Consider the following 12,702-nt stretch of genomic DNA (forward strand, 5'->3'; position numbering starts at 1 on the left):
GCTTTTAAAAAAAGATACAATAGAATTTCATAAGAACAACTCCAAGCTCAAGGGATGATGCATGGACTTTCTGGTGATCCTCTTAGCTTTTGCCTTTTATGCGTTGAGCCTTGGACTAATTAAATGTCTTGACGCCCTATCAAGGAGTGATTAATGGCGTTTTATCTGGTTTGTGGAATCATTGCACTGTTGTTATTGGTTTATTTGTTTGTAGTGCTGTTTAAACCTGAATTATTTTGATTTTTGAATGGATTCTGAATGACAACCCTTGGTATTGGCCAACTTCTCTTTTATCTTTTAATTCTTTTTTTACTCGTTAAGCCTTTAGGCTGTTACATGGCCGCTGTTTATGCTGATGAACCTTGCGGATTAAATACAATTTTAAGACCTTTTGAGCGATTCTTGTATCGGTGCTGCTTGATAAATGCAGAACAAGAAATGAATTGGCGCACTTATCTCTATGCCATGTTGGCTTTCAATTTTCTGAGTTTGTTGTTCGTTTATTTAATCCTGAGGTTGCAGGCCTACCTTCCTTTAAATCCTCAACACTTCCCTAATGTTCCTCCTGAATTGTCCCTTAACATTGCAGTTAGTTTTAGCAGCAACAGCAATTGGCAAGCTTATGCGGGAGAAAAAAGCTTAAGCTATTTCACTCAAATGATTGCTCTTGCGGTACAAAATTTCGCCTCCCCCGCATCAGGCATGGCTTTAATGATAGCGTTGATTCGCGGCTTTAGCCGGACACAGACTGAAAATTTGGGTAATTTTTGGGTCGATTTAATCCGAAGTATTCTATACATCCTTCTACCGCTGTCTCTAATTTTTGCAGTTATACTTTGCTCACAAGGCGTCATCCAGAATTTTAACCCCTATAAGACCATCCATCCCCTGCAATCCCTCTCGGAAGGCCCAGTGTTTGCAAATTCCACCAATGGCCAACCCAATACCAATGTCCAAAAAACAGCCATCCAGCAATCAAGTCTTATCCCAGGAGGCCCTGTTGCTTCGCAAGTGGCCATCAAACAATTAGGAACAAATGGTGGAGGTTTTTTTAACAGCAATTCGTCCCATCCCTTCGAAAATCCCAATCCCCTAACCAATTTTCTTGAGATGCTGGCTATCCTGTTAATTCCAGCAGCTCTCTGCTACACCTTTGGGGTGATGATCAAAGATAAAACGCAAGGTTGGGCTATTTTAAGCGCAATGTTGATTTTATTTATTCCTGCAGTCTTCCTGGTCATTGCGGAGGAACAAAAAGGGAACCCTGCCTTTCAACCACTACGCATTGAGCAAACTCCCAAGGACAATTTAAGCTCTGGCGGCAATATGGAAGGTAAAGAAGTTCGTTTTGGCATCATCAATTCGGCAATTTGGGCAACAGCCACAACCGCTGCATCTAACGGTTCGGTTAATGCCATGCATGACTCCTTCACTCCTTTAGGCGGATTAGCATTGCTGTGGATGATGCATTTAGGTGAAGTGGCTTTTGGCGGCGTCGGTTCCGGTTTATATGGCATGTTAATGCTGGTTATTATAAGCGTTTTTGTTGCAGGTTTGATGGTCGGGAGAAGCCCCGAATATTTGGGAAAAAAAATTGAAGTTTTTGAGATGAAGATGGCGGCGCTGGTGGTTTTGATTATGCCTCTTATCGTGCTAATTTTTACCGCCATAGCTTGCCTGACCCCTGTGGCGCTGAGAGCAACGGCCAATCCTGGAGCACATGCCTTTTCAGAAATACTCTATGCCTTTACTTCCATGGGAAACAACAATGGCAGTGCATTTGCAGGTTTAAATGCAAATACTGCGTTTTACAACATCTGCGGGTCAATTGCCATGCTTATCTCAAGGTATTGGATTGCTATTCCCATTCTTGCCATCGCCGGCTCGATAGCGTCTAAGAAAATTGTGCCAACAGGTTCTGGAACCCTCCCAACCAATAGCATTCTTTTTATTATTTTACTGGTGGCCATCACTATTGTTTTAGGAGCTCTCTCGTTTCTACCCGCCCTGGCATTAGGCCCGATTGTTGAGCATCTTTTGCTTTGGAGCCGCTATGGCCACTAAGACGTCACTATGGGATTTTGCGATTCTTAAATCAGCAATAGGGAACTCATTTCGAAAATTATCCCCCACCACCAAATTCGGAATCCTGTGATGTTTGCTGTTTATGTGGGTGCAATTCTCACTACGCTCACTTTTATCCGGGCATTAAGGGGAGATACTGAAGACTCCACTTCATTCATTTTGGGGATTGCACTTTGGCTTTGGTTTACCATTTTATTTGCTAATTTTGCTGAAGCCATGGCTGAAGGTCGAGGTAAAGCACAAGCACAATCTCTTCGTGAAGCAAGACATGATATTTATGCCAAAAAATTATCAAAACCAATGAAAAATGCTCGCATTACAGTCGTTAAATCTGAAGCCCTAAGGATGGATGATGTAGTTTTAGTAGAGGCTGGAGATTTAATCCCTGGCGATGGGGAAGTCATTGAAGGGGTTGCCTCTGTCAATGAAAGCGCAATCACCGGAGAAAGTGCTCCCGTAATTCGTGAAAGTGGTGGTGACCGCAACGCAGTCACAGGCGGAACACAAGTGATATCCGACTGGCTAATCATTCGTATTACTACCAATCCAGGAGAAACCTTTCTAGATCGAATGATTTCTCTTGTAGAAGGTGCAAAACGTCAAAAAACACCCAATGAATTGGCTTTAACTATCCTGTTGTCAGCACTGACAATCGTGTTTTTACTTGTTTGTGCTACCCTACTTCCCTACTCTATTTTTAGTGTACAAGCAACGGGCTCAGGCAGTGTAATCAGCATTCCAAAATTGGCTGCCTTGTTTGTTTGTCTGGCACCCACAACGATTGGCGCCTTGCTATCAGCCATTGGAATAGCAGGCATGGATCGGATGATTCAAGCCAATGTGATCGCATTTTCAGGACGAGCGGTTGAGGCTGCCGGAGACATCGATACTTTAATTCTCGATAAAACAGGGACAATTACTTTGGGAAATCGCCACGCGACGGAATTTATTCCTGCCGAAGGAATAAGCATTGAAAGATTAGCCGATGCCGCACAGTTGTCGTCTCTGGCTGATGAAACGCCTGAGGGTAGAAGCATCGCCATTTTAGCAAAAGAAAAATATGGCTTAAGAGGGAGGCCCCTGCATGAATTGGGAGCCAGTTTTATTCCTTTTACAGCGCAAACCAGAATGAGCGGCGTTAGACTACCTGATCGCGAAATCATTAAGGGCGCAGCCGAAGCCGTTGAAACTTATCTCAATCAATTGGGCAGCTCTTTAAATGAATCAGTTAGGAAACAGGTCGAAAGAGTTTCGCAGAATGGGGAAACCGCTCTCGTCGTTGTTGAGAGCAAAACCGTGCTTGGGGTTATCCGTTTAAAAGACATCATCAAGGGGGGTATTCGAGAACGGTTCATGCAGCTTCGTCACATGGGAATTAAAACCATCATGGTTACAGGGGACAATCCTCTAACGGCTGCAGCCATTGCGGCTGAGGCAGGCGTGGATGATTTTTTAGCCAATGCGAAACCTGAAGATAAATTAGCATTGATTCGTAAGCTGCAAGCGGAAGGACGCTTGGTTGCCATGACTGGAGATGGCACAAATGATGCTCCAGCCCTGGCACAAGCCGATGTGGCTGTTGCGATGAACACAGGAACCCAAGCGGCTAAAGAAGCGGGTAACTTAATCGACCTCGATTCCAACCCCACCAAATTGCTGGAGGTCGTAGAAATTGGAAAGCAGTTACTCATTACCCGTGGTGCTTTGACCACTTTCAGCATTGCCAATGATGTTGCAAAATATTTTGCCATCTTACCAGCTGCTTTTGCGACCACTTATCCGGCTTTGAACGCCTTAAATATTATGAATCTTGCTACACCCGAAACAGCCATTCTCTCGGCGGTAATATTTAATGCCCTGATTATTATTTTCTTAATTCCGCTTGCCCTTCGCGGTGTTAAATCTCAAAGATTCTCAGCGATTCATTTGCTAAGAAGAAATGTGTTAATTTATGGCTTGGGAGGATTAATCGTTCCTTTTATTGGAATAAAACTAATAGACCTGATACTGATTGCAGCCTTAAGCTTAACCTGATTTGGTCTGGTTCAATTATGAACACTGATGCGACAAATAAATTAATCTCCAATGGAATAATATGATCAGGGAATTTTTTAAACAGCTGAAATCCGCTCTTTTAGCGCTGTTATTTTTAACAACACTCACGGGAATCTTTTATCCCCTTTTAGTCACAGCAATTGCCCAGATTTTCTTCCCTTGGCGGGCCAATGGCAGCCTAGTTGAAAAAAACGGCCAGATTGTAGGTTCTGCTTTGCTGGGGCAAACATTTAACGCCCCACACTATTTCTGGAGTCGACCTTCTGCCACAGCTCCCTTTCCTTACAATGCAGCAAATTCCTCTGGTTCCAATATGGCCCCATCCAATCCTGAGTTTCTTAAAACAATCGATTTAAGAGTTAGGCACATGCAACAAAGCGCTTTATCTACGGACTTAATCCCCGTTGATTTAGTCACGGCTTCTGGAAGTGGACTCGACCCAGACATCAGCCCTCTGGCTGCTTATTATCAAATTCACCGTGTTGCTAAGGCCAGAGGAGTTTCGGAACAAGAATTGCAACAGTTAGTTGATAAGCAAACGGCAGCACGATGGTTGGAATTTCTTGGTGAACCGCGGGTTAATGTTTTGCAATTGAATCTTGCTCTTGATGAGCTGGGAGAAAGGCATGCACAGCCAACGGCTCAATCCAGATAAAATCCTTAAACAGATTCAGCAAGAGGCAATAAAAAGCCAGCAGGGTAGGTTAAAAATTTATCTTGGGGCAGCAGCTGGTGTCGGAAAGACCTATGCCATGCTTAGCGATGCACAAGCTGCTCAAGCAAGAGGTGTTGATGTTCTTGTAGGGATTGTCGAATGCCATGGCCGGACAGAAACGGAACAACTCCTTAAAAAACTGGAAATCCTACCGCGTCAACATATTCTCTACCATGGAAAAGAGCTAAAAGAATTTGATCTCGATTCCGCCCTGATTCGTCATCCAGAGTTGATTCTGGTGGATGAAATGGCTCATAGCAATGCTCCCGGTCTTCGTCATAATAAACGCTGGCAAGACATCAAAGAGCTTCTTAATAGAGGCATTGATGTTTACAGCACTCTTAATATTCAACACATTGAAAGCCTAAATAATGATGTCGCACAAATTGTAAATACGCGCATAACAGAAACCGTGCCTGATTCAATGCTTGAAATGGCAGACAGCATCGAACTGATTGATCTACCACCAGAGGAGTTAATTAAACGGCTACAGGAAGGTAAAGTGTATGTTCCCAAGCAAGCTAAAATTGCAATTGAAAGATTCTTCCGCAAAGGCAATTTAACCGCTCTTCGTGAATTGGCTCTTCGCATCAGTGCTGATTACGTCGGCCAACAAATGCTTAATTACCGAGAAATTCAGGGGATCAAACACATTTGGCCAACCAAGAGCAAAATTCTGGTTTGTATAGGCCCGGGACGTGAATCCCTAAAATTAATCCGAGCAGCCAAAAGAATGGCAGTCAGTTTAAAAGCCAAGTGGATAGCCGTACATGTGGCCACGCCGAGCATTAAAGCACAGGAACAGATATTACCTTTAGCAATTCAAAATTTACGTCTTGCTGAGCAGTTGGGGGCTGAAACAGCCGTTTTAGCCGGATTTGATGTCGTTCAGGAAATCATGACTTTTGCCCGAGAAAAAAATGTGACCCAAATCATGGTTTGGAAAACAATCCGTAATCGCTGGCGAGATTTATTTTTTCGCAATTTAGCCGATGAAATGGTTCGCGAAAGTGGCGAGCTTGATATCTATGTCATGACGGGTAAATTAGGCCGTTTAAAATTAAGGCGCCAAGTCAAAACCAAGCCTCCTTTTAAGTTGAAAAACTATCGCATTCCTTTAGTAATTATTGCTCTTGCAACCTTCATTAATTTTTTAATTTTTCCCTATTTGCATGCCAGCAATCTCATCATGATTTATGTCCTCGGGGTCACAATCATTGCTCTTTTTGGTCAGGCTGGCCCTGCCTTATTCAGTTCAATTTTAAGCGTTCTGGCCTATAAATTTTTTTTCGTTCCACCTTTTTACAGTTTTAGCATTGCTGATGTCCAGTATTTCTTTACCTTGCTGATTATGCTGTTAATTACTCAAATCATAAGCCAACTCGCCATTCGCATTCGCCGGCAAGCCACCAGTGCCCGAACTTTACAACATCAAACCTCAGGCCTGTTAGCTTTAAGCCGCCAAATGACTAGTGTTCACCGCGTAGAAGAAGCGTTGAGCATTGGCTTGAAAGCTATGGAAGATCTCTTTAACAGTCAAATTTTGGCTTTGATACCTCAAAACCGACATTTCCAGTGCTACTCAACTCGGGGCATTGAAACGAAATCTTTAGACGAGAAGGAATATAGCATTGCCAAGTGGGTGCTTGATATGGGTGAAATGGCTGGATTTGCAACCGAAACATTAGCCGATGCCAAGGCTTTATATCTTCCTTTAATTGGCTTACGAAACCCAGTTGCCGTTTTAAAAATTACACCCAACGACAAACACTATTTTACTCCAGAGCAGATTCAATTTTTAGAATCCTACGCCCATCAAATTGCCCTTACCCTGGAGGTAATTGGTTTCGAAAAATCCGGATAAAAACTCTATACCGCGTAGTTTAAAAAACTCACACTCCCTTTTTGATTGTATTCGCCTCGATGAGAATTGTAATACTCTTGCAAACTTACAGGCATTTGACCATACAATTCTTGATGTTTATCCAGAAAAATGGCCAAGGTGGGATCCGATTTATTATATGAAAGTTGGATGCCACTTAGATTGGCCAATATTTGCTTAAGCTTACTGCCTCCACCAAAAGATTCAGATTCAATGATCTTATTATGAACCAAAGCCATTGCTTGGTATCGGACGGGATCACAACAATCAGGCAAAGCGGAAAGTGTCGCCAGAAAATTGATTTCCTGCATGCGATCGCTTTTTTGAAATAAATTTTTTAGCCATCTCCAAAAACCACTGAGGCCATAAGAATTATCATAAGCCCGTTCATAACCCTTTTTAAGGTTTTGCAGTGCGGCTTGCAAAGGAATCCTTCGTCCCTCTTTGGGCTGTTCCATCTGTATTTCTATGAGATGAAGCGTAAATTCTTCGAGTTGCTTTTGAAAAGATTGAATACGGGTTGTAAGGACTGTTACTTCCTTAGCTAAATCCCGGTGTTTTTCCTCAAAATCATTTTTTTTAACTTGTTGTTCTAATTTTTTACCCAGAGCTTCCTGAGCATTTTGGCAGGCATCAAGTGCCCTAAAATAATGCGTCACAGCCAGTTCAAATCGTTTATAGCTTTCGGGGTCATCAACTGAGAATTGCAGTACTGTCGCCTCAAAGGCCTTGCCATATTCCACTGTTTTTTCTACTAATTTGCTGTATGCAGCACGCATGGACTTCCAGCTTCTAGCCCCTTCTACATCTTTTTCAAGTTGCTGAACTTCCACTGAATGGGTCAGTTGGACAAAGGTTAACGTCTGGCCTAGTAAGCCCTTCCCTTTAGGCTCCTGCTTCATGTAAAAGAGAAAACTTCTTTTAAGTTCTGCAAGCTTCTGGTTATTTTCAATAGTAAAGGTTGTAAGCTGTGTATTCAGTATCTCATTCTTGCCCTGCACTTCTGCAACTCCTTGAACGTCCAGATAATCGGACTCATGGTTGTGGTGTTTGCATCTTAGCTAATTATAAGAATGATTAAAATAGAAGCTTTAGCCCTTGTACAACAAATTGCATCTAAAGGCAGTGGATCCCTGGATGAAATCTGGGATATTATCTTTGATCTAATCATGCAAAGGAATTGCAAATGCTCAACCCTCGAGAAGTCTTTACTGCACAGGATGCCAGGCAAATTGTTGAAGAACGCAATTTAACCCACGTCAAGGTAGGAATTTTTGACATGGATGGCGTCATGCTTGGCAAATACATGAGTCGTAGCAAATTCTTTTCAGCCTTAGAACAAGGTTTTACTTTTTGCGATGTAATTTTAGGTTGGGATACCAAAGACAAATTGTATGACAATAGCCGCTACACCGGTTGGCATACCGGCTATCCGGACACTTCCGTTCGTATTATACCCCACAGCTGTCGAGAACTCCCTTTTGAAGACAATCAATTGCTTTTTATGGCTGAATTTGCTGGAAGTGCTGAAGCCATATGTCCTCGTGCTGTGTTGCGGCGAGTCATTGAGAAAGCCGCTGCCATGGGCTTTGAAGCTCATGCCGCATTCGAATATGAATTTTTTCTCTTTGATGAAACTCCCCAGAGTATTCGTCAAAAAAGATTTCATGATTTAAAGCCCATCACTCCGGATTTTTTTGGCTATTCAATTCTTCGCAATAGCGTTTATGCCGAGCTTTACCACGCTATTTTAGATATGGGTGAAGTCATGGATTTCCCCATCGAAGGTCTACATGCTGAAACGGGGCCTGGTGTGATTGAAGCCGCCATTACTGTGGACAAAGCCGAGAAAGCAGCCGATAAAGCGGCTTTGTTCAAAACGTTTATGAAAGTGCTTGCCCAACGTAATAATATGATGGCGACTTTCATGGCTAAATGGTCTTCGCATTATCCTGGTCAAAGCGGCCATATTCATGCTTCACTTCAGTACAAAGATGGCTCAGGTTCAGCTTTTTATGATCCTGCAAACTCTTTTAATATGAGCACCATTCAACGGCATTTTTTAGCGGGACAGCAAAAATTGATGCCTGAATTTCTTGCCTTGATTTCACCCACGATAAACAGCTACAAGCGCTTAATTCCTGGTTTTTGGGCACCCACAGAGGCTACTTGGGGGGTGGAAAACCGTACCACCGCATTGCGCGTTATTCCCGGAAGTGACAAATCACAACGCATCGAACACCGTCTTGGTTCTGCTGATGCAAATCCCTATCTTGCACTTGCGGCTGCCTTGGGTTCAGGACTATATGGGATTGAACAGGAATTAGAACCCTCCCCTCAAACACAAGGCAATTCCTATGTGCAGCAACACGATGAGGAATTAGCCCTACCCAGAACTCTTTGGGAAGCTTCACAGCGCTTAAAACACTCAAAGATAGCTCATTCATTGTTCGGTGAAGAGTTTGTCAATCATTTTGTAGCTTCCCGTGAATGGGAAGAGCGTGAGTTTCGTCGTCATGTCAGCGATTGGGAATTGGATCGTTATTTTGAAATCATTTAAATGAAACTAAACTATGGATCAACTACTGCAAACTTTTTCTCCGATTGATAATTCTCTATATTTGGAGCGTCCTTTTGCCAAGGTTTCAGAAATCAAATGGGCCTTGAGTAAGGCTCAAAAGGCACTTAAACCCTGGGGCAAAACTTCCATTGAAGAACGAGAAAGACTTTGCCATCGAGCCATTGATTTTCTTATGGCGCATCAGGATGAAATCGCTATTGAAATCAGCTGGCAAATGGGACGTCCAATCCGTTACGCAAGTTCTGAACTGAAAGGCCTTGAGGAGCGGGGGCGATACATGATAGCCGCCGCCAAATCAGCGCTAGCCCCCATTAAACTGCCTAAAAAAGAAGGCTTTTTACGCTTTATTCAGCGCGAACCATTAGGGATAAGTTTTATCATAGCTCCCTGGAATTATCCTTATTTAACTGCGGTAAATGCCATCATCCCCGCCATTATGGCCGGCAATGTTGTGCTTCTTAAGCATTCTGCGCAAACCCCGTTGGTTGCAGAGCGCTTCGCTGAAGCATTTCAACATGCGGGTTTACCCGAGGGTGTTTTTCAATATTTGCATTTAAAGCATGCTGATGTGGAAACGATCCTCGCAAGTGAAGACATTCATCACGTTTCATTTACAGGATCAATGTCAGGCGGCATCATGGTAGAAAAAGCAACCGCCGGGCGCTTTCTTTCTGTCGGGCTTGAGTTGGGGGGAAAAGACCCTGCCTACGTGCGCGCAGATGCCAATCTGGATTACGCGGTAGAAACTGCCATTGATGGTGCTTTTTTTAATTCTGGACAATCTTGTTGTGCCATTGAACGCATTTATGTCCATCAAGAATTGTATGAGCCATTTGTTGAAAAAGCAGTATCCCTTGTAAAACAGTATAAATTGGGGAGGCCTGATAATTTCGAAACTACACTCGGCCCTCTCGTACGCCCATCGGCGGCGCAATGGGTGCGCGGACAAATTCAGGAAGCTATTGCAGCAGGAGCTATTGCCCATATCGACCCTTTAGAATTTCCTATGGACCAGCCGGGCACTGCTTATCTAGCGCCACAAATTTTAACCCAAGTTCATCATCAAATGCGAATAATGACAGAGGAAACATTTGGCCCAGTCGTTGGCATCATGCCGGTTGACAGTGATGAAAAAGCCATTGAGCTTATGAACGACAGTGCTTTTGGATTAACAGCAGCAATCTTTACACAAGATATTGATGCCGGCATTCGCCTGGGCGAGGAGCTGCAAACCGGGACGTTTTTCATCAATCGTTGCGATTACCTTGACCCGTCCCTTGCCTGGGTAGGTGTTAAAAACTCAGGTCGCGGCTGTAGTTTATCGAATTTGGGTTATGAAACCCTTACAAGACCCAAATCCTTTCACATCAAAATCATCAGTTAAGGAGCAATGATGGCTACTTCTTTACAGGCAAACTGGAATTACCCCACCACCATACGGGTTGGTGCAGGACGTGCCAAGGAATTAGGATTAGCCTGTGTGGATTTTGGAATGAGAAAGCCCTTGCTGGTTACCGATTCATTTCTTGCCACCTTGCCGATGACTTTCAATATATTGGACAGTTGTTCAGCTGTAGGGTTAAACATGGATGTATTTCATGATGTAAAAGCCAATCCCACCGCCGAAAACGTAATGAATGGCGTAGACCTTTACCATAAACAACAGCATGATGGCATCATTGCCTTAGGCGGAGGCTCTGCTTTGGATGCGGCCAAAGCCATTGCCTTTATGGTGGCACAAAAAGGTTCCATATGGGACTTTGAAGATCGGGGGGATAATTGGACTAAAGCCAAGGTAGCTCACATCGCCAAAGTAATTGCCTTGCCAACCACTGCAGGCACCGGATCTGAGGTGGGACGTGCCTCAGTGATTACTGACTCCCATCAACAGGTGAAAAAAATCATTTTTCATCCCAAAATGCTGCCAAGCCTCGTCATTTTAGATCCGGAGTTAACTCTCGATTTACCCGCCAACATCACCGCGGCAACCGGAATGGATGCCCTATCTCATTGCCTTGAAGCTTACTGTGCGCCTGGTTATCATCCAATGGCTGAAGCAATTGCTATGGAAGGAATCCGCTTAATTAAACATTCCCTGCCTGAAGTGGTCAACGACGGGCATAATTTAGAGGCTCGCAGCCAAATGCTGGTTGCCTCTATGATGGGTGCCACTGCCTTTCAACGTGGCTTGGGTGCAATGCATGCCCTCGCCCATCCATTGGGAGCAGTCTACGATGCCCACCATGGACGTTTAAATGCCATTCTTATGCCATATGTGTTGTTGGCCAATCGCCCTGCTATTGAAGAAAATATTTCAAGGCTCGCCTCTTACCTGCAATTGGGAAATGGCTTTGATGATGTTCTTCAGTGGATTTTAAGCCTGCGGCAACAACTCAAAATTGAGCATTCTCTAAGTGAAATTCAAATTGATGAACGACAGGTAGTGCGAATTGCCAAAATGGCTGTTGCGGATCCTTCTGCAGCTACTAATCCGCTGGCTTTAGATGAATTTCATTTCCAAACCATCCTCAATGCAGCCATCAGAGGAGAATGCAATTGACCCTGCAAGAGAACTTGCTTCATTCACATCTGAACCTTGGGATTTTAATCCCTGGGCATGAATCATGAAAATAGGCCTCTTACAGTGTGATCACGTGCAGGAGCAATTCGTTCATCAACATGGCAATTATCCTCAAATGTTTTCGAATTGGCTTCAACAAGCAAAAATGGATTTTAGTTTCATCACTTACGAGGCTATTAAAGAACAATTGCCTACCGACCCAAATGAAGCTGATGCTTACTTGATAAGCGGCAGTCGTCATGGGGTAAATGACGGTCATCCATGGATTGCACAACTGGAAAATGTGGTGAGAGAGTTTCATGATCTTGGTAAAAAAATCATTGGCATTTGTTTTGGTCATCAACTGATTGCCAAAGCCCTAGGTGGTAAAGTCTTACGCTCACCCAATGGTTGGGGTATTGGGATGTCCGTGAATCAAGTGCTTCGCCCAAAACCGTGGATGACTCCACAGCAAGAGCAATTTCATTTGTTGGTTAGCCATCAAGATCAAGTAATCGAACTGCCTTTCGGAGCTGAGGTTATTGCAGGCAGTGCGTTTTGTCCGTTTTATATGTTGCAAGTCAAGCACAATCTGTTAACCGTTCAAGGGCATCCCGAATTCACAAAAGCTTATTCCAAAGCTCTAATCGAACAGCGGCAGCAATTTTTGGGAAAAGAAAAAGCTGAAATGGGATTAAATTCGCTCAAACTTAATGCCGACGATAGGATTTTGGCACAGTGGACAGTCAATTTTTTACTCTCTTAGGCCGAAAATTTTCCCTCTTTTAAGGTTTCTTTAATATAGCCTTCCTATAATTCTTGAA

General features: G+C 43.5%; 10 protein-coding genes. 9 read left to right on the forward strand and 1 reads right to left on the reverse strand.

Annotated elements, in window-relative coordinates; translation table 11 throughout:
• Positions 1-153: 153 nt before the first annotated feature.
• From EL203_RS14780 to EL203_RS10860, 5 genes are all read left to right on the forward strand, one after another.
• Complete coding sequence (locus tag EL203_RS14780; protein WP_082647200.1) at positions 154-240, forward strand: potassium-transporting ATPase subunit F; 87 nt, start codon at positions 154-156, stop codon at positions 238-240.
• 18 nt (positions 241-258) lie between these two features.
• Positions 259-2,064 (forward strand): potassium-transporting ATPase subunit KdpA, encoded by a 1,806-nt coding sequence (kdpA, locus tag EL203_RS10845; protein WP_058471968.1) that lies wholly within the window; start codon positions 259-261, stop codon positions 2,062-2,064.
• A gap of 90 nt (positions 2,065-2,154) precedes the next feature.
• A complete protein-coding gene (gene kdpB / locus EL203_RS10850) occupies positions 2,155-4,119 on the forward strand; it encodes a potassium-transporting ATPase subunit KdpB (RefSeq protein WP_232003939.1) in 1,965 nt (654 codons plus the stop codon).
• Between the two features lie 61 nt (positions 4,120-4,180).
• Positions 4,181-4,795, forward strand: a complete 615-nt coding sequence (kdpC, locus tag EL203_RS10855; RefSeq protein ID WP_183145248.1) for a potassium-transporting ATPase subunit KdpC — start codon at positions 4,181-4,183, stop codon at positions 4,793-4,795.
• Positions 4,767-6,719, forward strand: coding sequence for a DUF4118 domain-containing protein (locus EL203_RS10860; protein WP_058471966.1), 1,953 nt, complete (start codon positions 4,767-4,769; stop codon positions 6,717-6,719). The genes kdpC and EL203_RS10860 overlap by 29 nt, the downstream gene beginning before the upstream one ends.
• 5 nt (positions 6,720-6,724) lie before the next feature.
• On the opposite strand, the gene EL203_RS10865 is transcribed toward EL203_RS10860, so the two are convergent.
• Complete coding sequence (locus EL203_RS10865; RefSeq protein ID WP_058471965.1) at positions 6,725-7,738, reverse strand: hypothetical protein; 1,014 nt, start codon at positions 7,736-7,738, stop codon at positions 6,725-6,727.
• Positions 7,739-7,923: 185 nt separating this feature from the next.
• Here EL203_RS10865 and EL203_RS10870 point away from each other — a divergent pair, with 185 nt between their 5' ends.
• From EL203_RS10870 to EL203_RS10885, 4 genes are all read left to right on the forward strand, one after another.
• Positions 7,924-9,297 (forward strand): glutamine synthetase family protein, encoded by a 1,374-nt coding sequence (locus tag EL203_RS10870; protein ID WP_058471964.1) that lies wholly within the window; start codon positions 7,924-7,926, stop codon positions 9,295-9,297.
• Positions 9,298-9,310: 13 nt separating this feature from the next.
• On the forward strand, positions 9,311-10,702 hold the full coding sequence (locus tag EL203_RS10875) for an aldehyde dehydrogenase family protein (RefSeq protein WP_058471963.1): 1,392 nt from the start codon (positions 9,311-9,313) through the stop codon (positions 10,700-10,702).
• Between the two features lie 6 nt (positions 10,703-10,708).
• The gene (locus tag EL203_RS10880) at positions 10,709-11,878 is read left to right on the forward strand and encodes an iron-containing alcohol dehydrogenase (protein ID WP_058471962.1); all 1,170 of its coding nucleotides are present in this window, start codon (positions 10,709-10,711) and stop codon (positions 11,876-11,878) included.
• Positions 11,879-11,942: 64 nt separating this feature from the next.
• Positions 11,943-12,644: a glutamine amidotransferase-related protein gene (locus EL203_RS10885; protein ID WP_058471961.1), complete on the forward strand. Its 702-nt coding sequence runs from the start codon at positions 11,943-11,945 to the stop codon at positions 12,642-12,644.
• Positions 12,645-12,702: the final 58 nt, after the last annotated feature.

The organism is Legionella jordanis, from assembly GCF_900637635.1.
GTDB classification, from domain to species: domain Bacteria; phylum Pseudomonadota; class Gammaproteobacteria; order Legionellales; family Legionellaceae; genus Tatlockia; species Tatlockia jordanis.

Excerpts from the sequence above, each read along its gene's own strand:
- kdpB (WP_232003939.1), top strand. The coding sequence starts at position 2,155 with ATGTTTGCTGTTTATGTGGGTGCAATTCTCACTACGCTCACTTTTATC.
- EL203_RS10870 (WP_058471964.1), top strand. The coding sequence starts at position 7,924 with ATGCTCAACCCTCGAGAAGTCTTTACTGCACAGGATGCCAGGCAAATT.
- kdpA (WP_058471968.1), top strand. The coding sequence starts at position 259 with ATGACAACCCTTGGTATTGGCCAACTTCTCTTTTATCTTTTAATTCTT.
- EL203_RS10885 (WP_058471961.1), top strand. The coding sequence starts at position 11,943 with ATGAAAATAGGCCTCTTACAGTGTGATCACGTGCAGGAGCAATTCGTT.
- kdpC (WP_183145248.1), top strand. The coding sequence starts at position 4,181 with ATGATCAGGGAATTTTTTAAACAGCTGAAATCCGCTCTTTTAGCGCTG.
- EL203_RS10880 (WP_058471962.1), top strand. The coding sequence starts at position 10,709 with ATGATGGCTACTTCTTTACAGGCAAACTGGAATTACCCCACCACCATA.
- EL203_RS10875 (WP_058471963.1), top strand. The coding sequence starts at position 9,311 with ATGGATCAACTACTGCAAACTTTTTCTCCGATTGATAATTCTCTATAT.
- EL203_RS10860 (WP_058471966.1), top strand. The coding sequence starts at position 4,767 with ATGCACAGCCAACGGCTCAATCCAGATAAAATCCTTAAACAGATTCAG.
- EL203_RS14780 (WP_082647200.1), top strand. The coding sequence starts at position 154 with ATGGCGTTTTATCTGGTTTGTGGAATCATTGCACTGTTGTTATTGGTT.